Source organism: Roseibium sp. Sym1, assembly GCF_027359675.1.
In the GTDB taxonomy this organism is placed as follows: domain Bacteria; phylum Pseudomonadota; class Alphaproteobacteria; order Rhizobiales; family Stappiaceae; genus Roseibium.
The window spans coordinates 59225-83442 of the sequence record NZ_CP114789.1; the positions used below are offsets into that span (position 1 = coordinate 59225).

The 24218-nt window shown below is 59.8% G+C and carries 26 protein-coding genes; 21 read left to right on the forward strand and 5 right to left on the reverse strand.

Going from position 1 to position 24218, the window contains the following annotated elements; genetic code table 11:
* The first annotated feature begins 118 nt into the window (after positions 1 to 118).
* From O6760_RS32620 to O6760_RS32645, 6 genes are all read left to right on the forward strand, one after another.
* Positions 119 to 910 carry an IclR family transcriptional regulator gene (locus O6760_RS32620; RefSeq protein WP_050474493.1) on the forward strand — a complete coding sequence of 264 codons (792 nt, stop codon included), beginning with the start codon at positions 119 to 121 and terminating at the stop codon, positions 908 to 910.
* Positions 911 to 924: 14 nt separating this feature from the next.
* The gene (locus tag O6760_RS32625; RefSeq protein ID WP_050474492.1) at positions 925 to 2088 is read left to right on the forward strand and encodes an acyl-CoA dehydrogenase family protein; all 1164 of its coding nucleotides are present in this window, start codon (positions 925 to 927) and stop codon (positions 2086 to 2088) included.
* A gap of 17 nt (positions 2089 to 2105) precedes the next feature.
* Positions 2106 to 3260 (forward strand): iron-containing alcohol dehydrogenase, encoded by a 1155-nt coding sequence (locus tag O6760_RS32630; RefSeq protein ID WP_152508055.1) that lies wholly within the window; start codon positions 2106 to 2108, stop codon positions 3258 to 3260.
* On the forward strand, positions 3260 to 4462 hold the full coding sequence (locus tag O6760_RS32635) for a CaiB/BaiF CoA transferase family protein (RefSeq protein WP_152508036.1): 1203 nt from the start codon (positions 3260 to 3262) through the stop codon (positions 4460 to 4462). The genes O6760_RS32630 and O6760_RS32635 overlap by 1 nt, the downstream gene beginning before the upstream one ends.
* Before the next feature lie 53 nt (positions 4463 to 4515).
* Positions 4516 to 5397 (forward strand): helix-turn-helix domain-containing protein, encoded by an 882-nt coding sequence (locus O6760_RS32640; protein WP_209171763.1) that lies wholly within the window; start codon positions 4516 to 4518, stop codon positions 5395 to 5397.
* Between the two features lie 256 nt (positions 5398 to 5653).
* Complete coding sequence (locus tag O6760_RS32645; RefSeq protein ID WP_269586482.1) at positions 5654 to 5854, forward strand: hypothetical protein; 201 nt, start codon at positions 5654 to 5656, stop codon at positions 5852 to 5854.
* Positions 5855 to 5937: 83 nt separating this feature from the next.
* Here O6760_RS32645 and arsA read toward each other — a convergent pair whose 3' ends face one another.
* Positions 5938 to 7701, reverse strand: coding sequence for an arsenical pump-driving ATPase (gene arsA / locus O6760_RS32650; RefSeq protein WP_152508035.1), 1764 nt, complete (start codon positions 7699 to 7701; stop codon positions 5938 to 5940).
* A 214-nt stretch (positions 7702 to 7915) separates the two neighbouring features.
* Between arsA and O6760_RS32655 the strand changes: the two genes are divergently transcribed.
* The 4 genes from O6760_RS32655 (at position 7916) to O6760_RS32670 (ending at position 10421) form a co-directional block, all read left to right on the forward strand.
* A complete protein-coding gene (locus tag O6760_RS32655) occupies positions 7916 to 9013 on the forward strand; it encodes a Fic family protein (protein ID WP_152508034.1) in 1098 nt (365 codons plus the stop codon).
* Positions 9014 to 9145: 132 nt separating this feature from the next.
* A complete protein-coding gene (tnpA, locus tag O6760_RS32660) occupies positions 9146 to 9493 on the forward strand; it encodes an IS66-like element accessory protein TnpA (protein WP_074556315.1) in 348 nt (115 codons plus the stop codon).
* Positions 9490 to 9837, forward strand: a complete 348-nt coding sequence (gene tnpB, locus O6760_RS32665) for an IS66 family insertion sequence element accessory protein TnpB (RefSeq protein WP_152508033.1) — start codon at positions 9490 to 9492, stop codon at positions 9835 to 9837. The genes tnpA and tnpB overlap by 4 nt, the downstream gene beginning before the upstream one ends.
* A gap of 59 nt (positions 9838 to 9896) precedes the next feature.
* Positions 9897 to 10421 (forward strand): IS66 family transposase zinc-finger binding domain-containing protein, encoded by a 525-nt coding sequence (locus O6760_RS32670; RefSeq protein ID WP_152508032.1) that lies wholly within the window; start codon positions 9897 to 9899, stop codon positions 10419 to 10421.
* Here the strand turns inward: O6760_RS32670 and O6760_RS32675 are convergent.
* The 3 genes from O6760_RS32675 to repC form a co-directional block, all read right to left on the reverse strand.
* A complete protein-coding gene (locus tag O6760_RS32675) occupies positions 10411 to 10929 on the reverse strand; it encodes a thermonuclease family protein (protein ID WP_077294832.1) in 519 nt (172 codons plus the stop codon). The genes O6760_RS32670 and O6760_RS32675 overlap by 11 nt on opposite strands.
* Before the next feature lie 159 nt (positions 10930 to 11088).
* Complete coding sequence (locus O6760_RS32680) at positions 11089 to 11625, reverse strand: RrF2 family transcriptional regulator (protein ID WP_077294835.1); 537 nt, start codon at positions 11623 to 11625, stop codon at positions 11089 to 11091.
* Between the two features lie 5 nt (positions 11626 to 11630).
* Positions 11631 to 12974 (reverse strand): plasmid replication protein RepC, encoded by a 1344-nt coding sequence (gene repC, locus O6760_RS32685; protein ID WP_152508030.1) that lies wholly within the window; start codon positions 12972 to 12974, stop codon positions 11631 to 11633.
* 648 nt (positions 12975 to 13622) lie between these two features.
* On the opposite strand from repC, the gene trbB reads away from it, so the two are divergent.
* Genes trbB through trbI form a run of 11 tightly spaced genes read left to right on the forward strand, consistent with a single transcriptional unit; the run spans position 13623 to position 23345 of the window.
* Positions 13623 to 14636, forward strand: coding sequence for a P-type conjugative transfer ATPase TrbB (gene trbB, locus O6760_RS32690; protein WP_152508029.1), 1014 nt, complete (start codon positions 13623 to 13625; stop codon positions 14634 to 14636).
* Complete coding sequence (locus O6760_RS32695; RefSeq protein ID WP_152508028.1) at positions 14626 to 14985, forward strand: TrbC/VirB2 family protein; 360 nt, start codon at positions 14626 to 14628, stop codon at positions 14983 to 14985. Before trbB ends, O6760_RS32695 begins: the two co-directional genes overlap by 11 nt.
* Positions 14978 to 15274, forward strand: coding sequence for a conjugal transfer protein TrbD (locus O6760_RS32700; protein WP_077294672.1), 297 nt, complete (start codon positions 14978 to 14980; stop codon positions 15272 to 15274). Before O6760_RS32695 ends, O6760_RS32700 begins: the two co-directional genes overlap by 8 nt.
* Before the next feature lie 2 nt (positions 15275 to 15276).
* Positions 15277 to 17724: a conjugal transfer protein TrbE gene (locus O6760_RS32705; RefSeq protein WP_152508027.1), complete on the forward strand. Its 2448-nt coding sequence runs from the start codon at positions 15277 to 15279 to the stop codon at positions 17722 to 17724.
* The gene (trbJ, locus tag O6760_RS32710) at positions 17702 to 18496 is read left to right on the forward strand and encodes a P-type conjugative transfer protein TrbJ (RefSeq protein WP_152508026.1); all 795 of its coding nucleotides are present in this window, start codon (positions 17702 to 17704) and stop codon (positions 18494 to 18496) included. The genes O6760_RS32705 and trbJ overlap by 23 nt, the downstream gene beginning before the upstream one ends.
* A 4-nt stretch (positions 18497 to 18500) precedes the next feature.
* The gene (locus O6760_RS32715; protein WP_152508025.1) at positions 18501 to 18743 is read left to right on the forward strand and encodes a hypothetical protein; all 243 of its coding nucleotides are present in this window, start codon (positions 18501 to 18503) and stop codon (positions 18741 to 18743) included.
* A 20-nt stretch (positions 18744 to 18763) separates the two neighbouring features.
* Entirely contained in the window at positions 18764 to 19981 is a 1218-nt protein-coding gene (gene trbL / locus O6760_RS32720; RefSeq protein ID WP_152508024.1) for a P-type conjugative transfer protein TrbL, read from the forward strand.
* 15 nt (positions 19982 to 19996) lie between these two features.
* Positions 19997 to 20659: a conjugal transfer protein TrbF gene (gene trbF / locus O6760_RS32725; protein WP_062492203.1), complete on the forward strand. Its 663-nt coding sequence runs from the start codon at positions 19997 to 19999 to the stop codon at positions 20657 to 20659.
* A gap of 29 nt (positions 20660 to 20688) precedes the next feature.
* The gene (gene trbG / locus O6760_RS32730) at positions 20689 to 21522 is read left to right on the forward strand and encodes a P-type conjugative transfer protein TrbG (protein ID WP_152508023.1); all 834 of its coding nucleotides are present in this window, start codon (positions 20689 to 20691) and stop codon (positions 21520 to 21522) included.
* A gap of 2 nt (positions 21523 to 21524) precedes the next feature.
* A complete protein-coding gene (locus O6760_RS32735; RefSeq protein ID WP_209171762.1) occupies positions 21525 to 21989 on the forward strand; it encodes a conjugal transfer protein TrbH in 465 nt (154 codons plus the stop codon).
* A 12-nt stretch (positions 21990 to 22001) separates the two neighbouring features.
* Positions 22002 to 23345 carry an IncP-type conjugal transfer protein TrbI gene (trbI, locus tag O6760_RS32740; RefSeq protein ID WP_152508021.1) on the forward strand — a complete coding sequence of 448 codons (1344 nt, stop codon included), beginning with the start codon at positions 22002 to 22004 and terminating at the stop codon, positions 23343 to 23345.
* 285 nt (positions 23346 to 23630) lie between these two features.
* Here the strand turns inward: trbI and O6760_RS32745 are convergent, their stop codons facing one another.
* Positions 23631 to 24110, reverse strand: a complete 480-nt coding sequence (locus O6760_RS32745) for a hypothetical protein (protein WP_152508020.1) — start codon at positions 24108 to 24110, stop codon at positions 23631 to 23633.
* Positions 24111 to 24218 lie beyond the last annotated feature (108 nt).

Sequence of the window (24218 nt, forward strand, 5' to 3'; positions counted from 1 at the left end):
AAGGTGGGCATTACCTGTATTCCGCTATGCGGAAAACTCTTCCGCACTATTGACGCGAACCATAGCTTTGGCTTAGACAGGATTCAAGTCGCAGCATTTGTCCTGGGGAGGGACACTCGTGAGGCCAAGGAAGGACAAACCGGAGGACGACGAACAGGACCGCGATTTCGTGGTGGCTCTCGCTCGTGGCCTTGAACTTCTGCGCGCCTTTCGCCGTGAGGGCGAGGCGCTGGGCAACCGCGATCTGGCCGAGCGCACGGCCCTGAGCAAATCCACCGTGTCGCGGCTGACCTACACGCTGCACAAGCTGGGCTACCTCAGCTACAATCCCGACACCGCCCGCTACCAGCTGGCCCCGCCGGTGCTGTCGCTGGGCTTTTCCTGCCTTGCCGGGATGCCCCTGCGACAACTCGCCAAGCCCTACATGCAGGAACTGGCCGATTACACCGGGATGCCGGTGGCCATGGCCAGCCGCGACCGGCTGTCGATGGTCTATCTGGAACGCTGCAAGGGCACCAATGCGGTGACGCTCGCGATCGAGGTCGGCGCGCATATCAAGCTGGGTACGACCGCCGTCGGCCGCGCCTGCATCGCCGCCCACCCCGAGGACGAGCGCGCCCGGATCATCGACGCCGTGCGCGAGCATGAGGGCGAGAACTGGCCGAACGTCCAGCCCGGCATCGAACAGGCGATCGAGGATTACCAGACCCGCGGCTACTGCACTTCCTTCACCGAATGGAAGCGCGACGTGAACGCGGTGGCGGTGCCGTTCATCCCGCACGACGGCTCGCCCATTGTCGCCTTCAACTGTGGCGGCCCGTCGCAAACCCTGACGCGCGACTTGATCGAAAGCGATGTCGCGCCCCGCCTGATCGACCTTGTCCGCCGCGTGGCGGCCGTAGCCCCCTGACCCCAGAGAACACCATGGCCCTAGATTCCGACACCCTCGCCCAGTTCCTCGACGCGCTCGACCGCTTCGTCAAGGAACGCCTGATCCCGAACGAGGCGCTGGTCGCCGACGAAGACGCGATCCCGCCCGCGCTCGTGCAGGAGATCCGGGACATGGGCCTTTTCGGCATGTCGATCCCGGAGGAATATGGCGGCCTTGGCCTGTCCATGTCCGAAGAAGTGCAGGCCGCCTTCGTGCTGGGCCAGACCTCGCCGGTGTTCCGCTCGCTGGTCGGCACCAACAACGGCATCGGGTCTCAGGGCATCATCATCGACGGCACGCCGGAGCAGAAGGCCAAATACCTGCCTGCGCTGGCCTCGGGCGAGATGATCGCCTCCTTCGCGCTGACCGAACCGGATGCGGGATCGGACGCAGGCAGCTTGCGCACCACCGCCCGCCGCGACGGTGACCATTTCGTGCTGAACGGGACCAAGCGCTACATCACCAACGCGCCGCGCGCCGATGTGTTTACGGTTTTCGCCCGCACCAATTCCGAAACGAAGGGCTCGTCCGGCGTCAGCGCCTTCATCGTCGAGGCCGGAACGCCGGGCCTGTCGCTGGGCCAGCCCGACAAGAAGATGGGACAGAAAGGCTCGCACACCTGCGACGTGATCCTGGAAGATGTCCGCGTTCCCGCCGCCAACATCATCGGCGGACCGGCGCGGGAAAACCAGGGCTTCAAGACCGCGATGAAGGTGCTGGACCGGGGTCGGCTGCACATCTCGGCGGTCTGCGTCGGCGCCGCCGAACGGCTTATCCGCGATGCGCTGGCCTATGCGATGGAACGCAAGCAGTTCGGTGAACCGATTGCTGAAAAGCAGCTGATCCAGGCCATGCTGGCCGACAGCCGCACCGAAGCCTTCGCGGCCCGCTGCATGATCGAGGAAACCGCCCGCCGCAAGGATGTGGGCGCGAACGTGTCCACCGATGCCGCCTGCTGCAAGATGTATGCCTCGGAAATGGTGGGCCGGGTGGCAGACCGGGCGGTGCAGATCCACGGCGGTGCGGGCTACATGGCCGAATACGCGGTCGAACGTTTCTACCGCGATGTGCGCCTGTTCCGCATCTACGAAGGCACCACCCAGATCCAGCAAGTCCTGATCGCGCGGAACATGATCCGCGACGCCGCGGCCGCCTGACCGAACCGGAGCCCATGATGAATTTCAACTTCCTCTGCACCCCCCGGATCGTCTGCCAGAGCGGCGGCCTCGCCCAGATTGGCACCCTGACGAAGGGTCTGTCGGTTGCCCGTGCCTTCGTGATCACCGACCCGGGGATCGTCGCTTGCGGCTTTGCCGCCGAAGCGGTCGCGGCCCTCAACGCCGCAGGCATCGCCGCCGAGATCTTCGACAAGGTGCAGGCCGACCCGCCCATCGCCGTCGTCGAGGCGGCGGTCGAGGCTGCCTGCGCGTTTGGTGCCGATGGAGTGATCGGCCTCGGTGGCGGCAGTTCGCTCGACACCGCAAAGGTCGTAGCCGTCGCTGTGGCCAGCGGCCAGCCGATTGCCGACATGATCGGCGTTGACCGCGTGACTGGAAGGCGTCTGCCGCTGATCCAGGTGCCGACCACGGCTGGAACCGGGTCGGAAGTTACCTGGGTATCGGTGTTGACCTCGGAGAGCCACGAGAAGAAGGCGGTTTATGCTCCGCAGCTTCTGCCCGACATCGCCCTTCTGGATGCCAAGCTCACGCTCGGGATGCCGCGTTCCATCACGGCAGCCACCGCGCTTGATGCGATGGTCCATGCCATCGAGGCCGCGACCAGCCGCACCCGCAAGAACCCGATTTCGGATGGGCTGGCCGACAAGGCGCTGGTCCTTCTGGGCCAGAACCTGCCTCGCGTGCTGGATACCCCCACCGACCTTGCGGCGCGAGAGGCGATGCTCCTGGGCGCGACGCTTGCGGGCATGGCCTTCATCAACGCCAGCGTCGGCGCGATCCACGCGCTGTCCTATCCGCTTGGCACCGGCTTTCACGTCCCCCACGGGCATGCCAACGCGCTGGTGGCAGGCCCCGTCCTGCGCTTCAACCTGCCCGTCGCCGAGGTGGAATACGCCCGCCTGTCGCGTCTCCTTCTGCCCACCCGCCATTTCAACTCCGACGCGGCGGCCGCCCTTGCCCTGATCGACGAGATGGAGCGGATGCTGAAAGCCAGCGGCCTCAAGTCCCGCCTGTCCGAGGTTGGTGTAACCGAGGCCGCCATTCCCGGCATGGCAAACGAGGTCGTGACAGGCATCAGCCGTCTGCTGGACACCAACCCGCGCGACATGTCCGCCGACGACGTGGCAGCCCTCTACCGCGAGGTGCTGTGATGCCCGGCGCGCTTGACGGCATCCGCGTCCTCGACCTCAGCCGGGTGCTGGGCGGCCCCTATTGCACCCAGACGCTGGCCGACCATGGCGCCGAGATCATCAAGGTCGAACCCCCGCAAGGTGACGAGACGCGCGGCTGGGGTCCGCCTTTCAAGGACGGGCTTTCAGCCTATTTCTCCGGCGCCAATCGCAACAAGCGATCCATCGCCATCGACATCGGCAAGCCCGAAGGGCGCAACGTGATCCTGCGCCTGCTGGAAGGCGCCGACGTTCTGGTCCACAACTTCAAGTCCGGTGCCCTGGAAAAATGGGGCCTCGGCTATGATGCGGTGCTCAAGGACCGTTTTCCCCGCCTCATCCTCTGCCACGTCACCGGCTTTGGCGCCGACGGTCCCTTGGGCGGCTTTCCCGGCTATGATGCCGTGGTGCAGGCGATGACCGGCCTGATGAGCATCAACGGCAACCCGGCGAACGGCCCGACGCGGATGGGCACGCCCATCGTGGATATCGGCACCGGGCTCATCGCCTGCAATGCGGTTCTGGCGGCCATCATCGAACGGTACCGCTCCGGGCTGGGCCAAGCCATCGAAGTGCCGCTTTACGACTGCGCCATCAGCATGATGCACCCGCAGGCCGCCAACAGCCTCATGTCGGGCAAGGTCCCGGTTGCCACCGGCAACGGACATCCCAACATCGTGCCCTACGACATGTTCGAAACCCGTACCGGCAAACTCTATCTCGCGGTCGGCAACAATGGCCAATTCGCCAAGCTCTGCGAGGTGCTCGGCCTGTCCGACGTGCCGCGCGACCCCCGCTTTGCCGACAACGCGGCCCGGCTGGCCCACCGCGCCGAGATCACGAAAATCCTGTCCGCGCGCCTTGCGGAAAGCGACGCCCAGGCGCTTGAACCCGTGCTCTTGCGCGCCGGTGTCCCGGCAGGCGTGGTGCGCAACGTGAACGAGGCGCTCGACCACCCGCACACACGGCATCGTGGAATGGTGGTGTCAGTGGGCAGCTACAAGGGCACGGGCGTTCCAGCACGTCTGTCGCGGACCCCAGGAGCAGTTCGCGCCGCCCCGCCACGGTTCGCGCAGCATAGCCGCGCCCTGCTGAAGGAGGCGGGTTTTTCGGAACGGCAGATCGACGATCTGACTCGGTCGGGCGTCGTTCTGGAAGAACAGACGGACACCGTTCAGACATGACACGAAAAGCCGGGCCGCCAACTCGGCCCGACCGCCAATAGAGGGGGAGCCAGATGCAGAAAGCACTCGTGACGCCAGACCGGATCCCCGAGTGGATTCCCGGCACCATCACGATGGACAGTTCCGGTCGGGACTGGAAGGGCATCACGATGAAAGGCTACCACTACGATCGCCAGGACGCCGCCATCCCCGCGATGCGCGATTACATGATCGTAGCCTACGACGGAAATCCGACCACCATGCGCCGAACAAGTGGCGGATCATGGCAAAGCGCGCCCGTTGGCAGGGGCAGGATCTCGCTTTTGACACGGGCAGAGCAATCCACATGGTGCTGGGCAGAATCGATCCAGGTCAGGCATATCTACATCGGTCATGACTGCCTCGAGGCCACGGCGCAGACCGTGTTTGGCCGCGACCCGCAATCCGTCGAGATAGAAGATCAGGTTTCGGCCGACGATCCGGTTCTGCTCAACTGCTTCCAGATGCTTGAAAACGAACTGCGCAACGGTGGCATGGGGCAGCGCCTGATGATCGACGCGCTGCGCAACCAAATTGCGGTGCATCTGCTTCGACGCTATGCCCGGATCCGGCTTGCCGATGATACCGGCTCCGCCTTCAGCCCGGCCCAACGCAAACGCATCATTGACCTCATCGAAGACCAGCTAAGCGAAAACATCAGTCTTGACGATCTAGCAGCTGCCGTCGGCATCAGCCCGTTTCACTTTGCGCGCCAGTTCAAGGCCGACTTCGGGATCGCCCCATACGCCTTTGTAATCCAGAAACGTGTCAGCAAGGCACAGGAGATGCTTCGGCGCGGGCGCATACCGCTGAAGTCGGTCGCGCTCGACTGCGGTTTCTCCGACCAAAGTCATCTTTGCCGGACCTTTCGGAAGATCGTGGGCGTAACACCCGCCCAGTACCAGAACGAAGCATGATTGTCGCCACGGATATCATTTGCAGCGTTGGCGCTTCTGTGAGCGCGAATGAATGCAGATCCCAACAGCCTGAACGACCGTGAGATTGCCGTCAGATTGAGAACACTGTCTGGCGATCCGGGCTTGGGCTTTACGGATCGACAGCAGCTCTGGCCACGTCCCTTGCGCTGCACGCAGCCGTTAACTGCTTCGGCACCGGCTCGCCGACCGTGACCGAGAGATAGACGCAAGCTTCGGCATCACAACGGGTGGTGTCTTGACCCTGTGCATGGCGGCGCCGCCGAGTGGCAGTTCTGTATGGGTCCGTGTGGTCGACGAGGTCTTCGAGCAGGAGATCACCGCCGACCTGCCCGCCGCGACGCAGTTCCTGTCGCCGCGGCTGTTTCTCAACACCGGCGCGACGGCCGCGGCCGTCGCCTACGACTGCGCCGGGGTCTACCTGGAAACCGATTTCTGACGGGCGCCAGGCATTCGGCAGCCAGCGTTGTTCGTGCTCCTGCGGCAGTCGGATCGGACCTCTGGACCGCCGCAAGCTATGCCTCAGCTCAGCTTTCCGAGCGCATCTATCCCGACAAGGGGCGCAGGCGAGAAAGGCAACAGATACACCCGCCGTGCCAACCCGTCTTTCACCCGGGCAATCTGCCGGGCCTCGCCCGCGATCCGGCGCAGCAGGAGCGGGTGCTGCGTGCCCGATGCCGCCATGGCGCGGTTGATCACCCAGGCGTATGGTTCGATCCTCGCGCGGCGCAGGTCCTCCTGCAGGGCGGCCGCTTCCGACACCGGTGTGGTTTCGGGCAGCGTGACCAGGATGACCCGCGTGTAGTCCGGATCCTGCAGACGCATCAGCGGTGTCGTCACCTTCCCCGGCGCATCTGGTGCCAGATGCCGCGTCATCTGCCGGTGATAGGCGCCCGTCGCATCCAGCAGAAGAAGGGTATGCCCGGTCGGCGCGGTGTCCATCACGACAAAGGCGCTCCGCGCCTCCGCCACCGTGCGGGAAAAGGCATGAAAGACCGCCACTTCCTCGGTACAGGGTGAGGCCAGATCCTCGAGCAGCAACGCCCGCCCCTGTTCATCCAGATCCCGGCCCTTGCTGGACATGATCTTGTCGACATAGCGCTTCGTCTCGGCCTCGGGGTCGATGCGGTCGACGGTGAGACCGGGCATGGTGCCATCCACCACGAAGGCGACATGCGCGGCAGGGTCCGTGGTGGTCAGGTGAACCGCGTGCCCCCGTTTGGCCAGCCCCACGGCAATGGCCGCAGCGATCGTGGTCTTGCCGACACCGCCCTTGCCCATCACCATGATCAATCCGTGCCCTGTTGCGGCCAGGCCATCCACCAGCGCGCTCAGCCCCTCGAGAGGCGGGACCTGCGCGACCGGCACGGTCGGTGCTGCGTGCTGCTCGCTCTCGGGCGCGAGAAGCGCCCGCAGGGTGTCGAGCCCGACCATGTCATAGGGCCGGAGCGGAACCTCGAACCTTGGCAAGGCCGCAAGGTCCTGCGGCATGCGGCCCACGACATCGGCCTGGTCCGCGGCCAGCCGCGCGGCGACGGGATCGGCGCCCACGGGCACTTGCAGGACGCCGTTGATCGCAAGCAGCTGGTTGGCAAGCCCCAGCTCCCGCAGTTCGGCCGAGGTGCGGGCGGCTTCGCGGATCGCGCCTGCATCCGGGCGCGTCATAAGCACGATGCTGGTCCGGCCTGCGTCCCCGAGGGCTGCGAGCGCCGCGCGGAACCGGTCTTCCTGCATCTTCAGGCCCGAATGCGGGCCAAGGCAGGAAGCGCCACGGTCGTTGTCCTTCAGAAAACCCGTCCAGGCCTTCGGCAGGCTCAGGAGCCGCAGGGTATGCCCGGTTGGTGCGGTATCGAAGATCACATGATCGAAACCCTGTCCGTCCTCCAGCAGCAGACCCACGAACTCGTCGAATGCCGCGATCTCGGTGGTGCAGGCGCCCGAAAGCTGTTCTCGGACGGTGGACCGCTCGGTCTCGGTCGAGGCAGGGCCCATCTGGTCGAGAACGCGCCGCCGGTAGTCATCCGCCGCCCGTTCCGGATCTACGTTCAGGGCGCTGAGGTTCGCCGTGCCGGGAACCGGCGTTGGCAGCGGACCAAGCGGAACGCCCAGCATCTCGTCAAGGTTGGAGGCCGGATCTGTGCTGACCAGAAGAACCCTTTTGCCGCTGTCCGCCAAGCGAAGGGCGATGGCGCAGCTGAGCGACGTCTTTCCCACCCCGCCCTTTCCGGTGAAGAATAGAAACCTTGGCGGCGACAAAAGGTTCGGCAGGATGGAATCGGCATGCATGATGGTGTCTCCGGTTGGCGGCATCATCGCCGGAAACCGCTTCGGTGCGCCAGATCAGATGAGCCGCGTCGATGTGCAGGGACGCGTCATGCGCCAAGCCCCGGTCAACGGTTGCGGAGAATAGGCTCGCTATTCTACGCATACCTTGCGGCGTTTGTTCTTGCGCTTGCGGAGAATACGACCCACAATCACCGCGCATTATGCGGAGATCGGGATGTACATCTGGGAGCAACCAGACTGGCCGAAGCTGTCTTGGAAGGATGGCAGCATTGCTGCGCCCCTGGCTACAGTCCGTCACGACCAGGGGCGACTGATCGGTCGGATGCAGGCGCTGGGCTTCAAGCTGCGCGAAGAGGCGGTCCTGCAGACGCTGACGCAGGACGTCGTCAAGACAAGCGAGATCGAGGGCGAGCAGCTGGATGCCACACAGGTGCGGTCATCCCTCGCCCGACGGCTTGGCATCGACATCGGCGCCCTGCCCCCGACCGATCGCAATGTGGAAGGCATCGTCGAGGTGATGCTGGACGCGACGCGGAACTTTCAGGCCCCGCTCACCGCCGAGCGCCTTTTCGGATGGCATGCGGCTTTGTTTCCCACCGGCCGCAGCGGCATGACGAAGATCATCGTCGGGGACTGGCGCGATGACAGTACCGGCCCGATGCAGGTTGTTTCCGGGCCATATGGCCGGGAGAAGGTTCACTACTCGGCCCCACCCGCACCGCGGGTCGCGGCGGAGATGGAAGCCTTCCTCACATGGTTCAACGCACCCCTGACCACCGACCCGGTGATCAAGGCGGCGCTAGCGCATCTGTGGTTCGTGACGATCCACCCCTTCGAGGACGGCAACGGCCGCATCGCCCGCGCCATTGCTGACCTGGCGCTTGCCCGGTCGGAGGGAAGCTCGCAGCGGTTCTACAGCATGTCCGCGCAGATCAGGGCCGATAGGAACGCCTACTACGACCAGCTCGAGCGCACCCAGAAAGGCGGCACGGACGTCACGTTGTGGATCCTGTGGTTCCTCGACTGCCTCGGCCGCGCGATTCACGGTGCCGATGGCGTCTTGGCGGCGGTCGTCGCCAAGGGGCAGTTCTGGGAGCGCGCAGCGGCACTGCCGCTGAACGAACGCCAGATCAAGGTACTGAACCGCCTGCTCGATGGGTTCGAAGGCAAGATGACCTCGTCGAATTGGGCGGTGATCGCCAAGTGCTCGCAGGATACGGCGAACCGTGACATCGCGGCTCTACTGGACCTCGGTCTGCTCCGGAAGGGCGAAGGCGGCGGGCGCAACACGCATTACGAGTTGGTGCTGTGAGGGTCGTGACGACGACTATCCGCACCGGCCATGGGGGCCTCTGCAGTAACCGTCCGGGCTGGCCGCTCTGCCGAGGTTGGTGCGTAGAGGATAGTGTCCACTATCGGATAATGGACACTATCGGGGTGGCTTGTGACGAAGCGAAGGAAGCGGCGGGTCTGGTCTGACGACGAGAAGCGGATGATCTGCGGGCAGACGCGCGTGCCCGGTGTATCGGTGAGTCAGGTTGCCCGGCGCTATGACGTGAATGCCAACCTGGTCTTTGCCTGGTTGCGCGATCCGCGGTTTGCAGATGCCGACGCGGCCGATATCGCGCGCTTTCTGCCAGTGGAGATCGTCGCGGAGGGTAAGGTGCCTGTGGCCGCACCCGTTCCCGACAACTGCATCGAGATCGAGTTGGCTGGCGGTCACCGGATGCGCATCAGCGGCAGCTACGACCCGGAATCTCTGGCCCGCCTGATCCGGGGACTGTCGGTTTGATCCCGGTTCCGGCCACTACGCGAGTCTGGCTGGCGGCCGGGGTGACGGACATGCGCAAGGGCTTCGCGGCTTTGGCAGCGCAGGCCGAGGCGGTGCTGAAGCAGGACCCCTTCACCGGGCACCTGTTTGTCTTCCGAGGTCGCCGGGGTGATCTGGTCAAGGTCATCTGGTGGGATGGCCAGGGGGCCTGCATGTTCCTGAAGCGACTGGAGAAGGGGCGGTTCGTCTGGCCCTCGGCCAAGGAGGGCAAGGTGGCGCTGTCGCCTGCACAGTTGTCGATGCTGCTGGAAGGGATCGACTGGCGAGCGCCACAGCGGACGTGGCAACCCTTGGCCGCGGGATAATCTGGCTGTCCTGCAAGAGAAGGATTCCCACGAGGAATACAGTGGGATAAACTTCTTGCATGCTCGATCAAACCCTGACCTTGCCGAAAGACCCCGAGGAGTTGCGCAGCTTCACCGCGCGGCTGCTGGCCGAGGTCAAGGCGCAGGCGGTACTGATCGAGAAGCTGCGCCATCAACTGGCTGGGCACCGGGCGCACCGGTTCGGGGCCTCGTCCGAGACGGCCGAGCAGCTTCAGCTCGCGCTCGAGACCAGCGAGATTGCCGCCGCGGCCATGACGGCGCGGATGAAGCTGCCGGACATCGAGGAGAGGGACAAGCCAAAGCGCCGCCCGATCCCGGACCACATCCCCCGGATGGAGGTCGAATTGACGCCGGGCGCAGATGCCTGTGCCGATTGCGGCGGGCGCTTGCGTCGGATCGGTGAGGATGTGACCGAGGAACTGGAATACGTCCCCGGTAGGTTTATCGTGAACCGCATCGTCCGGCCCCGGTTGACCTGCTCGTGCTGCGAACGCTTCGTGCAAGCCCCGCTCCCGTCGCGGCCCATCGAACGCGGCCGCCCCGGCTCCTTACTCATTGGGTAAATGACTTTCGATATGTGTGGCCGTCGAGTTTGAACGTGGACGACCAGATTCCGAGGGATTTTGAGCGGGCGATTTTTTCGAAAGACCCATATTCCGGGACAATCAGAGTACCTTCGGCCCTGGCGGCGATCGCCATACCTTCAGTCAACGCTTTTTTTGCGACATCGGACCCGTCCGGCAGGAAGCAGCGGCCAAGAACGGTTGCGTATCCGCCCGATCCTTCCTTGATGCAACGAATAGTGTAGCCGAGCGTGTTTTCCGTCAGCCAACCCGCGGCGACGGCTCCGCAAGGCCACGAAATTCCTTGATAGTGAGCGCGTTGGGTGAGGGCACACGCAGACACGCCAAAAAGTTTGACGGTGAGACCACTCTCCACGATCTGGAAACTGGATCCGTCGATAACGCTGACTTTTCCTTCGATGGAATCCGCCTGTGCACCGGCGGGCAGCAGCACGTTTAGGAGGAATATACCGAAGGCAATACACTTTTTGCGTGACATGAGTGCCATATGACAGCTCATTCTCTCGCAAACAAGTCTTCAGTAGATCAATTTGTGTGATGGTAGTGATTTGACTAGATGGTCAAGCAATTGAGTGCTTTAGAACGGATCTAGGCGCTATCCTACACGTAAGGTTGCGCAAGAACCCGTCGGCAAATATCGATAATACTATGACGCATCGGTAAGCGACCGATTTTCTTTGCGCCGCTTGCTGTACCGCTCAAGGTCACCGCTAACCAAACCGTTGCCGCTGATATATTTTTCTGCGGCTCTACGGGCGACTTTTACGTTCACGTCAGTTTGCAGGTCAGCCAAACAGAACTTGTCAAAAATGCGAATAAATTCGTGAAGCGCTTGCTGGTACATGGGCTGCACCGCGCAATGGCCTTTCATGTAACAATCGCAGCCTGCGGGATTGTCGCACTGCGCGAACTGCCAGCCACTTCGCTGCTCGCAAATCGAGATGACTTCCGAGACAAGAATGTCGCTGATCGGGCGAGAGAGGATGATGCCTCCGTACTTTCCGCTGCGGGTATCCAAGAGTCCGACCTTCGCCAAGCTCGACGTTGTTTCATTCACCGTCGATCGTTTGGTGTCGAGAACCTGACAGAGTTCGGGCGTCAAAACCCGGCGTTCTTTGTCCTCCTGAGCGTCGAGGTAGAGGAAGAGCCTGACGGCCAGGTCAGAATGGCTTGAAAGTCGCATCTACTTTAATTCCATGCGGCCGGCCCTTCCGGCCGATTGCCGTCCTTGGCCTTGTTCCAGTGGAAGAGCGATTTGGATAGGGCAAGCTGCCCGTTCTTCGCCTTCGTGATGATGCCGTTCAGATATGCGCCTGGAGACTGGATCAGTCCGGCTTCGTGTTTTTCGAAAATGAGGGCGACGGCGACCGCGGCCTGTTCTCGGCCGAGCGCAAGGGTTGCTGCGTTCCAAGTGGAATCCGCGATCAACAGGTGTCCTCTCATCACAGTTTCGACCGTGTTTATTATGTCCGCCCAGGTCGGAGTTTTGTCAGAAACCACCCATTCCTTAAATTGTGGGCAAAGCAAAAGCAAAGTTTTTGGATCCACGGGTCTTGCTGCAAGCTTTTCCGGTTGTTTTGGACCCGGGCGTCGCAAAGGCTCTTTCTCAGAGCCATTTTCATCGGCGGAGCCGATGTCAGAAGGGAACTGTTGTTCGGCGGGAGCCGAACGCCGTTTCGTGTACAATGAAGAATCTGTTTTCTGGACTGTACTCTGTATGAAGGTGCCGCTAGTGGGACCCATGGGTGCCATTTTTGATACCCTGGGGAACTTTTCTTCAGCGTTATCAACATCGCAGTCCCTATGGGAAAACTTCTCGCTCGCGGCGGCATAAGCGGTTTTGACGCGCTCCAACAGAGTTTCCAAGGCGTCGCACAGCTCGGCCAGCTCGTGGAGCGGAGTATTCGGCCGGCGCCGTTGAACGATCGCCTGAAGATTACGAGCGCATGTCTCCCAGGGACCAGCGATCTGATGGTCGGACGCGGTTTCGATGATGCTGGCAATCAGCCTGCGGGAAATCGTGAACTTGCGACTGTGCTCGCGGTGCTGAACGGCCCGTTGTTTGTCCCGCTCGAATAGATCCTCCAGTTCGGGCGTTTTCAGACCGAGAGGGGAGAGGTCGATACCGAAGGACGACGCCAGCACGATCTTGCCGTTCTGATCGCGCTTTCCGAAGCGCTGCCCTTTGGGACTGTCTTTGAAGCTGATCAGGCCCGCTTCGGCAAGCTTACGAAAATTGCGGCGGAGAGCGGACAGCTCGAAAGAACACTCGCAGACAAGGCGGGAATTATCGGGCCAGACGATTGGCCGGCTTGCCCCTGTCCAGTCCTGTTCCTGGCTGAAACTGAGGAGTTTGTTCATGAGTTCGATCGCCTGGGAATTGAGCCGCAGGAGATGGGTAACGCGGTTGAATGCGGTGACGGCGCGTCTTTTATCGACGGCAGTCTGAGTGCCCCATTCGTCGGCAAGCGACATGGCATCGTTTATGGCAGGCGTGATCTTTCGCAGCCCGGACGGCCTTGGCTTCGGCATAGGGAATATCCTTTTTTAGGCACGACTTTCCCGTGCGCCGAGGTGGCGTTTTGCGTTGACTGATTGTCCGGAGATCCCTATCCTCAGATCACATTTCAGAACTGATCTTCGAGTTGGCGCTCGAGGATTTTGAGGACAGAGCTTCCGTCGCTTCGGCTACGGGAGCTTTTTTCTTTTTAGGTTTGGCTCAATCTTCCTTTTGATACCATTTTTTTCGGTGTTGATTGATTCATCAAATTTCGCTCAAGCTAGTCTTGGAATCGCCTCCAATCAAGTTTGAAGAAGGTCTATCTAGCGTTTCTGCCGCTGCACAATTTTGAACGTGCCGCTCCACATTTTTGGACCTCCCGCTGCACACTTTTGAAACTCTCGCTGCACATTTTTAATTGTACTATCAGGGACTAGCGCGGATTTATCATCCTTGTAACCTCCATTTCGAGACACATGCAGAAGGATGGGCATCAATTCCTCATTGTAGGGTCTTTAAAAGGCTTGCAGCAGAGTCAAAAGCGATTACAACGCGACACGGAATTGTTGCAGCCAGGGCACGAACACGCGGAAAAGATTATAGATACCGTTTGATATCGCTTTATAGAGTGTTACTGAGCGGTTAAAACTCAGCCCGTTTAGACAAATCAAGGGGTGGTCATGGTGGCCGTTAAAGGTGGTGAAAGCCGCCGCAGGCTTATCGCCGGGCTGGAAGACACGCTGGGGTCTACGGTCCTGTCGGCGCTGTCGGACGAGGCCGTCGTTGAGATCATGCTCAACCCGGACGGACAGTTGTTCATCGAGCGTGTCGGCAAGGGCATGGAGCCCTCGGGCGAGATGACACCCCATGACGCCCAGATCATCATGGGCAAGGTCGCTCATGCGCTAGGTACCGAGATCACCTCTGACAAGCCGATCATTTCCGGTGAGCTGCCGATAGGCGGTCATCGTTTTGAGGGTCTTCTGCCACCGGTCGTTTCCAAGCCGTCCTTCACGATCCGCAAGAAGGCATCGCTGCTCATCCCGCTTTCCAAGTATGTCGAGGATGGCGTGATGACGGACGGCCAGACCGCCGTGATCCGCGATGCAGTTGCGGGCCGCAAGAACATTCTTGTCTCGGGCGGCACCGGCACGGGCAAAACGACCCTGACGAACGCGATCATTGGCGAAATGGTTTCCGTTGCACCGGATCACCGTCTCGTCATTCTGGAGGACACGGCGGAAATCCAGTGTGCCGCCAGGAACGCCGTGATCCTGCACACGTCCGACACCGTGGACATGCAGCGGCTCCTGAAATCGACGATGCGCTTGCGTCCCGACAGGATCATTGTCGGCGAAGTGCGTGACGGAGCGGCGCTGACGCTCCTTAAGGCATGGAACACGGGTCACCCGGGCGGCATCGCCACGGTTCACTCCGATAATGCCTATACCGCACTGACGCGGCTCGAACAGCTCATCGCGGAAGTGTCTCAGCAGCCCATGAGCCAAGTGATTGCGGAAGCTGTTGACCTGATTGTCTCAATCGAGCGCTCCCCGGAGAAGGGACGCATCGTTCGGGACATTGTGTCCGTCTCCGGCTTTCGGGACGGCACTTATGACGTCCGCTCAGCCGTTGCATCACAGTTCCTCAACAAGAATTCCAACGACAGACAAGGGACCCTTCATGTCGCGTAATTTTGTATTTCTTCTCTTTCTCGCCGGTGCAGGACTGTACCTAATTGAACCAGCCTTTGCCTCTGGTGGCGGTTCGCTTCCCTGGGAAGGTCCGCTTCAGCAGATCCAGGCCTCCATCAACGGTCCTGTCGCTGGCGCCGTTGGCCTGATCGCGGTCGCGATCGCCGGCGGCATGCTGATCTTCGGCGGCGAGCTCAACGACTTCGCCCGCCGCATGGCCTACGTGGTTCTGGTTCTCGGGATCCTTCTTGGCGCGTCCACGATCGTCGGCCTGTTCGGCTCTTCCGGCGCTTCCATCGGCATCGCTCCGGAAGGGAAAGCGGCAACCGTGGACCCGGCTCGTGACTGATGCGCCGGGCCTCAACAGAGCGCGGATCCACCGCGCTCTTTCACGCCCGACACTGTTGTTCGGGGCAGACCGGGAGCTGGTGCTCGTGACCGGTCTTGCCTCGGTCATTCTGATTTTCGTGATCCTGAAACCCTATGCCGCCGTGCTCGGCGTAGCGATCTGGATCGTGGTGGTTGGCGTGCTGCGGATGATGGCCAAGGCGGACCCGCGGATGCGCGCTGTCTATCTGCGACACGTCAGATACCGCGCTTACTACCGGCCGACATCCACGCCCTGGCGGAAATACTGAACATGGTAGCCCTCAAAAAATTCCGGCATGTCGCACCGTCCTTTTCCGACCTGCTCCCTTACGCGGCGCTGGTCGACAACGGCATTGTGCTCCTGAAGGACGGGGGCCTGATGGCCGGCTGGTATTTTGCCGGGCCGGACAGCGAAAGCTCTACTGCGTTTGAGCGGAACGAAGTCTCCAGGCAGATCAACTCGGTTCTGGCTCGCCTCGGCAACGGCTGGATGATCCAGATGGAAGCGGTTCGCATTCCCTCAACTGGATATCCGGCCAAGGAAAGCTCGCATTTTCCGGACCCGATCACTGCCTTGATCGATGACGAGCGCCGCCGACATTTCGAAGCCGGGGAGGGGCATTTCGAAAGCCAGCATGCCCTCATATTGACCTACCGACCGCCGGAGAAAAACAAGTCCAAGCTGGTGAAGTACATCTATTCGGACGAAGCCAGCCGGAACACGTCTTTTGCCTCCCGGACGCTTGAGTATTTCAAGACCACCATCCGCGAGTTCGAGCAGTACATGGCCAATGTCGTCTCGATCCGGCGCATGGAAACGCATGAAGTGCCAGAAAGAGAAGTGGGGAGGGAAGGGGAGAGGCGCGGCCGGTATGATGATCTGCTGCAGTTCGCCCGCTTCGCGCTGATCGGAGAAAACCATCCGATCAGGTTGCCGGACATTGCGATGTATCTCGACTATCTGGTGACGGCGGAATTCCATCACGGCCTCAACCCCATCATCGATGGTCGTTATGTCGGCGTGGTGGCGATCGACGGGTTTCCGGCTGAAAGCTGGCCGGGGATCCTCAACGCCCTCGATCTGATGCCGATCACCTATCGTTGGTCCAGCCGTTTCATCTTCCTGGATCCGATCGAGGCGCGAGCTGTTCTGGAAAAGACGCGCAAGAAGTGGCTTCAGAAGGTGCGGCCGCTGATGGACCAGCTCTTCAAGACAAACTCCGGATCGCTCGACCAGGATGCCATGATGATGGTCGGGGAAACCGAAGACGCGATTGCCGAGGCAAGCTCGCAGCTCGTCGCCTTCGGCCATTACACGCCTGTCATCGTGCTCTTCGACACGAACCAGGCGCGGCTTCAGGAGAAATGCGAGGCGGTGCGCCGGCTTATCCAGAACGAAGGGTTTGGCAGTCGCATCGAAACCCTGAATACGACCGAAGCGTTCCTGGGAAGCCTGCCGGGCGTTTCCTATGCCAACGTTCGCGAACCTCTGGTGAGCACGCGCAATCTCGCGGACCTGGCTCCGCTGAATTCGGTCTGGGCCGGATCGCCGGAAGCGCCGTGCCCGTTTTATCCGATTGGATGCCCGCCGCTCATGCAGGTAGCGTCCGGCTCATCGCCCTTCCGCTTCAATCTTCATGTCGGGGATTTGGGGCATACGCTGATCTTCGGACCGACAGGTTCAGGTAAATCGACGCTTCTCGCGCTGATCGTAGCTCAATTCTTTCGCTATCTGAATGCGCAGGTGTTCGTCTTCGACAAGGGCAAGTCGATGTATCCGCTCACGCTTGCCGTTGGCGCGGATCACTATGACGTCGGCAAGTCGGAGACGCTGGCCTTTGCACCGCTCTCATCCCTTGAGGACGATACCGACAAGGCGTTTGCTGCCGAGTGGCTGGAAACCCTGATCGAAATGCAGGGCGTGAAGGTTTTGCCGGAGCACCGCAACGCCATCACCACGCAGATCGACTTGATGTCGAAGTCTCAGCGCCGGTCGTTGACCGACTTCGTGTCGGGCGTCCAGAACCGGGAAATCAAGGACGCGCTGCAATATTACACTGTGGACGGCCCGATGGGCGCGCTCCTCGATGCCGAAGCGGACGGCCTGTCCCTCTCCAGGTTCCAGACCTTCGAGATCGAAGAGCTGATGAACATGGGCGACCGGAACCTGATCCCGGTCCTGCTTTATCTCTTCCGCCGGATCGAAAAACGCCTGACTGGGAACCCAAGTCTGCTCATCCTGGACGAGGCCTGGCTGATGCTTGGCCATCCGGTCTTCCGCGACAAGATCCGGGAATGGCTGAAGGTTCTGCGCAAGGCCAATTGCGCGGTGGTCCTGGCAACGCAATCGATCTCGGATGCCGATCGTTCCGGCATCATCGACGTTCTGAAGGAAAGCTGCCCGACCAAAGTTTGCCTGCCCAACGGCGAAGCCCGGGTGTCCGGAACGCGCGAATTCTACGAAAAGCTCGGCTTCAACGAACAGCAGATCGAAATCATCGCCTCGGCGATCCCGAAGCGAGAATACTACGTCACGTCCCCAGACGGTCGCCGGCTGTTCAACATGGCGCTCGGCCCGATCACACTGTCCTTCGTCGGCGCATCAGCTAAGGACGATCTCAAGCGGATCGATGAACTTCACCTCCACTACGGCGAAAAATGGCCCGCCGAATGGCTCAAGCAAAGAGGAATCGACAATGCCGAACAGCTTCTTGTCTAAATCGCTCGCCAGCGTTCTTTGTGTGATCGGCCTTGCAGGACCGGCCCATGCCGGCGGCGGCGGTATCACCGGCGCGACCGAGTTCACGCAGATCCTCAACAACAGCGAGCTCATTGCACTCGGCGGTCAGAACGCCGAGCAGATCGCCAATCAGGTGCAGCAAATCGGCAACCAGATCCAGATGATCGAAAACCAGATCTCGATCTACGAAAACATGCTGCAGAACACGTTGTCGCTGCCGATGCAGGTATGGGGCGAGGTTGAGCAAAACCTCGGTCAACTGCAGAGCCTGGTTCAAAAGGGTCAGGCCATGGCGTTCTCAATGGGCAATCTGGACGACACGCTGAAACAGCGGTTCCAGAGCTACGCGGAGTTCGCGAAGAACGGCCTGCCGGATGGGCAGTCGTTCTCGACCATGTATCAAGGCTGGTCGGATACGAACCGGGACACGATCTCCTCGACGCTGAAGGCGGCCGGATACACCTCCGATCAATTCGCGACCGAAGAGGACACCATGCGCCAGCTACGGCAGCATTCTCAGTCGGCCGAGGGACAAAAGCAGGCCCTGCAGGTTGGCCACGAGATTGCCGCTCAGCAAGTTGAACAGATGCAGAAGCTTCGCGGTCTTGTCTCACAGCAGATGACCATGATGGGGACCTGGTACCAGTCTGAACAGACGGCACGCGATCACACCAAAGCAGCCTCAGATCAGTTCTTCAAAAACCCGAACGTCTCTTCTGGGAACGGGCAAGACTTCAAACCTCAGTGGTAAACATATGACATTCAAACTTCCTATCGTTGTGTTGATCGCGCTTCTCGCGGCTGTTGCCGGTGCGGGCGCAACATACGTGATCGTACCGAAAACCGATCCCGAAGTTACCGAACTGCTGAGACGCCAAGTTGAGTTGGCGGAGGAAGCAAAAGCAAAGCGTGAAGCTTCCCAGAAGGCCGCCAAAGAATTCTTCAAGGCGCCCGATATTGAACCGGGCAGCGGGCAGGATTTCAAACCTCAGTGGTAAGTAAGTAGGGGGCTGTGACTATGGCCAGGGGAAAGTTCGGACCACTTTTGGGAACACTCGTTTTGGGAATGGTGTTCGCAAGCATATTCGCCTCGACTGGATTTGCCCAGAGCGGCGGGGCGCTGGATACTGTTCAAAACAGTTTGGCAAACGCCGCAAAGAGCTGGGAGTCCACGCTCATTAGCGGCGCAACATCTCTCTTCTGGCTGCTTGCCACGATCGAGATCGGCTTGGCGGCTGTCTGGCTAGGCGTGAACGCAGCCTCTCTGGAGGTCTGGGCGACAGAATTGGTCAAACGGATCATTTTTATCGGCTTTTTCGCATTCGTGCTGACCCAAGGCCCACAGCTAGCAAAGGACATCGTTGATAGCCTTTGGGGGATCGGAAGCGGAAGTGTCTCGGGTAAACTCTCCCCTGCCGACCTCTTCGATACAGGTTTGCAGGTCAACGGCATCCTGAATGAGCAAATTCAAAATCTGGATTGGACTGCCATTGCTCAAGCATTGATGCTTGCCGGCTCCGGCCTCATCGTTCTCCTTTGCATGGCGTTGTTTGCGGCAGTTTTGCTCTCTGTCATCGTAGAAATGTACATCGGGCTTATCGCCGGCATGATCATGCTCGGTTTGGGCGGCTCGTCCTACACTAAAGACTTTGCCGTTCGCTATCTGATCTACGCGTTCAGCATCGGCATGAAATTGATGGCCCTCAGCATCATCGCCAAGACCGGTTCAAGTCTTTTGACGAACCTGGCGGCGGATCCGACCATGACGACAACCGCATCTGGTCCCGGCATGCTGGCAGCTATTGCGTTGGCGATGTTCGCGCTTTCAATCTTCGTTCCGAACATCGTCCAGGGCGTGGTTCAAGGAGTGTCTGCCGGCAGCGGTATGGAAGTCATTAGATCCGGACAAGGGACATCCTACTACGCTGGCGCGGCATTCCGGCAAACTGCCAGCGTGGCGGGGGGAATTGCCGGAGCCGGGATCGGCGCGGCCGGATTGGCGTCGAGTTCTTATCAAGCTGGGAGAGCAGCGTCCGATGCCGGGCACTCGCCAGCCCGCAGTGTTGCGGCTGCATTTGGCACAGGCGGAAAAGCCCTAGCCTCCGCAGCCGCGGACAAGTTGACCGGAGCGCCGAGCGCTCACGGGTCTTCAACGCTAGGTCTCGCCAATCACAAGCTGAAGCAATCCCTTCCAAACAAACCAACTGGCGGCGGGTCTTCGCCCAAATCCTCCTGAGCAATAGGCACCTAGATGGCAAAACATACTCCAATCGATAATCCCTATCTTGCCGCTCGGATGGAATGGAACGAGCGCTACGGATCATACGTACGCACCGCTCGCGTTTGGCAGGGTATCGGCCTGCTCGCTATGGCGATGGCGATCATCGGCTTTGGGTTCGCGCTCTACCAGAGCACGCAAGTCAAGCTCGTTCCTTATATCGTAGAGGTGGACAAGCTCGGCACACCCGCGATCGGTGGCTTCCCTGCTCAGATTGAATACGCCGATGAGCGCGTTGTCCGTTCCATGCTCGGAGCCTGGATCACTAATTTCCGCTCTGTTACGCCGGACACGGTTGTCGCCAAAGGATACATCGACCGAGTTTACGCGATGCTGCGGCAGACGGACGTTGCCACCCAAAAGGTCAACAACTTCTACCGGACGAACTCTCCGTTCGATCGGGCGCAATCCCGCACCGTGTCAGTCGAGGTGACGAGCATCGTGCCCCTCTCCAATCAATCCTATCAGATCGACTGGACCGAGATCGAACGGGACAGGAAGGGCAAAGAGCTTCAGACGAAGCGCTGGCGCGGAGTTGCGGCCGTGACTCTATCGCCACCACAGGATGAAGCTATCATCAGGCTAAATCCAATCGGTCTTTATCTCAAGGACTTCGATTGGACCGCGCAATTGTAAGCAAATCACACGCTCAGAGAGTGAAAGTTATGTTCCAGAAAATCAGACTGCACGCGGGCGTGTGCATGTTCGTGGCTGCGGCCGCTGGCACCGTCCTACCTGTTCAAGCTTTGGCTGCCGACTACACGGCAAAGGAGCTGCGCGCCCTCGGGCTTTCAAGCGACTGGCGCAACGGCCGCGGCGTCATTACCAAAGGTCCGGACGGCAAGGTGATCTATCTCTACGGCCAGGTCCAGCCAACAGTGGTTTGCGCTCCCCTGCAGGTCTGCGACGTGGAGCTGCAGCCTGGGGAAGCCGTTCGCAACGTCATGGTCGGGGATACGGTTCGCTGGAAGGTGGATCCGGCAACATCGGGGGGACCGGGGGGAAATTCAGTTCACTTGATCATCAAGCCGACTGAACCCGGGCTTGTCACATCCATGGTGGTGACGACATCGAGGCGCACCTATCAGATCAAACTTCAAAGCGACAGTCACCGTTACATGGCCCGGGTGGGCTTCGATTACCCTGAAGACATACAGGCCAAATTCGAAGCGGCCAATCGCCAGCTTGAAGCAAGCATCATCCCCGGCGCCGGCGTCCCTGCCGAAAACCTGGACTTCAAATACCACGTTCACGGGCAAGCCCGCTGGCGGCCGACACGTGTCTATTCGGACGGCACCAAAACTTACATCCAGTTTCCCTCAGGAATGGCGTCCGGGGATGCACCGGTTCTTTACATCACCTCCGGGGGACAGAACCAGATCGTCAACTATCGCCTGAAGGGCACCCTCATGATCGTGGACTACACGATCGACCAGGCGGTGCTCGTGTCCGGTGTTGGTTACAGCCAGCAAAAAGTTCGCATCAATAGGGGAGGCTGATCATGTTGCACACTCGCCGCTCAATTCTGAAAGCCATCGGCATTTCGGCGCTGGTCACTCCCATGGCCGGCTGCATGACGCAAAGTGGCTGGTTCAACCCGACTACAAGCGTTGACGCTGCCAATCTGTCGCCTTCCGCTGCAAGCATCGTCGCCGGCGACATGGTTGCAAAACTCTCTGAACATGTCGGAGCTGGAACGGGAACCATATTCCTCAAGGCTGACAATTCCCAGTTCGGCCTTGCCCTCGAAAGCTCTCTGCGCGGATGGGGTTACGCGGTCGCCGAGGCCGACCAACAGCCATCGGGCGACACGATCATTCCCCTTGCTTACACGGTCGATTCCGATGCCGGGCAGATCTTCGTTCGCCTCACCACGCCAACCATCGAGCTGGCGAGGACTTATCAGGCAACGGCAACCGGCGCGTCTCCGACAAGTCCGGTTTCCGTTTTGACCAGAACAGTCTAGAGGCGTGCACTCATGAGCAATTCGGATTCCAATGTGCATCTGGCGGGCGACGACATTCGCGCCGACGATGAGGCTCCCAAGATTCGTCGCTTAAACCGGCTGCCGATATTTCTATTCATCGGACTCGTTGTCGTTTTCGGCGTCGTGATCATCTATGGCCTTGCGACCCGTGGCATCACGTCCGGCGGCAGCGTTGTTGAGGATGGAGGTGGATCGCCGGCGAGCGGTTTTGCGGATCAGCTCAAGGCCGGCATCAGCAACGGCGTGATCGATCCCCCAGGGCAACCAATAACGCCGGTTCGGCCGGAACCAGTTGAAGTTGCCAAACCGGAAATCGTGCAAGCGCAGAAGCCGTATAGCAATCCGTTTCAGCAGCGACCCGCCTCACCGGACGCTGTAATCGAACCGCAGGAAACGGAGATAGATTGGCGCGAAAGGATGAAGCGCCGCAACGAAGAGCAGGAAATGCAGGAGTTGCAGCGGCAACGGATGAAGCGGCTGCAATCAATTGACGCGGCTTATGACAGTCCAATCGTCGTGAATATCGATGACCTGGAGGGGCAGGGGCAAGGATCGCAGACCATCCAGGGCAATCAGACAGGAAACGGGGCCTTTACGCGCAGCCCGTCTTCTCCGGATCTTCTGTCCGCTGCCCTGCAGGCGGCGCAAGGCGGGTCTGCCAATGCGGATCCAAACGGACAATTCGGCAAACAGGACTTCTTCAATCAGGACATCTCGGAAGCCGGATATCTGGCGAACCGCGTTGTTCCGCAGCAGTCACCCTATGAATTGAAGCGTGGCTCGGTGATCCCGGCAACGCTCATCACAGGCATCAATTCGGACCTTCCCGGCCGTATCACCGGCCAGGTCAGACAGAACGTCTATGATAGCGCAACCGGCCATCTGCTTTTGATCCCTCAAGGAACCAAACTGTTCGGCCGGTATGATTCCGATGTGTCGTTCGGTCAGAAGCGCGTGCTCGTCGTCTGGACAGATATCATCTTCCCAAATGGAGCTACCTTGCAGATCGGCTCCATGGGGGGCGTTGACGGCGAAGGTTATGGCGGTTTCAAGGACAAGGTGAACAACCATTACCTGCGCACCTTTGGGTCCGCAGCGCTTCTCGCAATTATCGGAACTGGAATTGATATGGCTGTTCCGGAGAGCTCTACGCTTTCCACCCAGGACACGGCCTCAGATGCCGCCCGCCGCAACTTCGCGGAAGTGTTCGGCCGGGTGGTGGAGCGGACTATCAACAAGAACCTCGATGTCCAGCCGACACTTCAGATCCGGCCGGGATACAATTTCAATATTCTGGTCGATCAGGACATCATCTTTCCGGGATCGTATGGCTGACTATGCTGAAACACAGGAAGGCGATTGAATTAGGAAAGAGATGTTCCGATGGCTGAGGGCATGTTGGGTCGCACTCCACTCAACCGAAGGACTCCGCGCTAAGCCGGAAGAAACTCGGGTCTCAGGTCAGACGCCAAGCGGACGCCAAAAAATGGCACGCTTGCACTGGGTGCAACTATTAATGCAATTTTGATTACACAGCCTGCTCTTTGCCCACACGGCCTAGCCAAGAAAACGTTAAGGAAAAGCAGCCCCTCGACTTTGCCGAAAAGATTAAGCGCCACGCTAACAATCTAAAACATAGGATTCTGTAGTAATTTCCGTACAGACACTCACCATTCGGTCAATTACAAGGTCGATTTTATATTGAGAATTTGGCTTTTTCTCGATGGCAATGGCTCTGTTTGCTTTGGCTATGCATAGTATATCATCGTCAAGATTATTTGACATAAGAAAAACGAACATTTTTTCGGTTAAAGCGATGCTACTTAAGCGTTCAAGAGCATCTAAATCCTCTTGTCGTGTCGTGCTTATGTCAAAAAGAATTATGTCTATCTGATCTGGAGTTCCCAGCAAGGACGAAACGATTTGCAGACCGGCTTTCCCATGCGAGGCTACACGCGTTCTGAATTCGAACCTGTGACGTTCGGAATAGCGAGGTATCTCGTTGCAAAGGAGTTTGAGGTCCTCGTTGTTACCGTCAATAATCATGATGTTGAGTTTTTTCCTGCCCATTTCTACCTGCCTAAACAATCTGGAATTCATGCCGGCTTCAATTGAGTAGAATTTTTTTGTGTTTCTTAATTAAAGAAATGACATTTATTTGTCCAAACTCCAGATAAACATTTGGGGTCTAATTGTTCATTATGCTGA

Bases quoted from the DNA above. Each gene is read 5' to 3' on its own strand.
- O6760_RS32625 (WP_050474492.1), top strand. From the start codon at position 925: ATGGCCCTAGATTCCGACACCCTCGCCCAGTTCCTCGACGCGCTCGAC.
- O6760_RS32630 (WP_152508055.1), top strand. From the start codon at position 2,106: ATGAATTTCAACTTCCTCTGCACCCCCCGGATCGTCTGCCAGAGCGGC.
- O6760_RS32635 (WP_152508036.1), top strand. From the start codon at position 3,260: ATGCCCGGCGCGCTTGACGGCATCCGCGTCCTCGACCTCAGCCGGGTG.
- O6760_RS32640 (WP_209171763.1), top strand. From the start codon at position 4,516: ATGCAGAAAGCACTCGTGACGCCAGACCGGATCCCCGAGTGGATTCCC.
- arsA (WP_152508035.1), bottom strand. From the start codon at position 7,701: ATGCATGCCGATTCCATCCTGCCGAACCTTTTGTCGCCGCCAAGGTTT.
- O6760_RS32655 (WP_152508034.1), top strand. From the start codon at position 7,916: ATGTACATCTGGGAGCAACCAGACTGGCCGAAGCTGTCTTGGAAGGAT.
- O6760_RS32670 (WP_152508032.1), top strand. From the start codon at position 9,897: ATGCTCGATCAAACCCTGACCTTGCCGAAAGACCCCGAGGAGTTGCGC.
- O6760_RS32675 (WP_077294832.1), bottom strand. From the start codon at position 10,929: ATGGCACTCATGTCACGCAAAAAGTGTATTGCCTTCGGTATATTCCTC.
- O6760_RS32680 (WP_077294835.1), bottom strand. From the start codon at position 11,625: ATGCGACTTTCAAGCCATTCTGACCTGGCCGTCAGGCTCTTCCTCTAC.
- repC (WP_152508030.1), bottom strand. From the start codon at position 12,974: ATGCCGAAGCCAAGGCCGTCCGGGCTGCGAAAGATCACGCCTGCCATA.
- trbB (WP_152508029.1), top strand. From the start codon at position 13,623: ATGGTGGCCGTTAAAGGTGGTGAAAGCCGCCGCAGGCTTATCGCCGGG.
- O6760_RS32695 (WP_152508028.1), top strand. From the start codon at position 14,626: ATGTCGCGTAATTTTGTATTTCTTCTCTTTCTCGCCGGTGCAGGACTG.
- O6760_RS32705 (WP_152508027.1), top strand. From the start codon at position 15,277: ATGGTAGCCCTCAAAAAATTCCGGCATGTCGCACCGTCCTTTTCCGAC.
- trbJ (WP_152508026.1), top strand. From the start codon at position 17,702: ATGCCGAACAGCTTCTTGTCTAAATCGCTCGCCAGCGTTCTTTGTGTG.
- O6760_RS32715 (WP_152508025.1), top strand. From the start codon at position 18,501: ATGACATTCAAACTTCCTATCGTTGTGTTGATCGCGCTTCTCGCGGCT.
- trbL (WP_152508024.1), top strand. From the start codon at position 18,764: ATGGCCAGGGGAAAGTTCGGACCACTTTTGGGAACACTCGTTTTGGGA.
- trbF (WP_062492203.1), top strand. From the start codon at position 19,997: ATGGCAAAACATACTCCAATCGATAATCCCTATCTTGCCGCTCGGATG.
- trbG (WP_152508023.1), top strand. From the start codon at position 20,689: ATGTTCCAGAAAATCAGACTGCACGCGGGCGTGTGCATGTTCGTGGCT.
- O6760_RS32735 (WP_209171762.1), top strand. From the start codon at position 21,525: ATGTTGCACACTCGCCGCTCAATTCTGAAAGCCATCGGCATTTCGGCG.
- trbI (WP_152508021.1), top strand. From the start codon at position 22,002: ATGAGCAATTCGGATTCCAATGTGCATCTGGCGGGCGACGACATTCGC.
- O6760_RS32745 (WP_152508020.1), bottom strand. From the start codon at position 24,110: ATGAATTCCAGATTGTTTAGGCAGGTAGAAATGGGCAGGAAAAAACTC.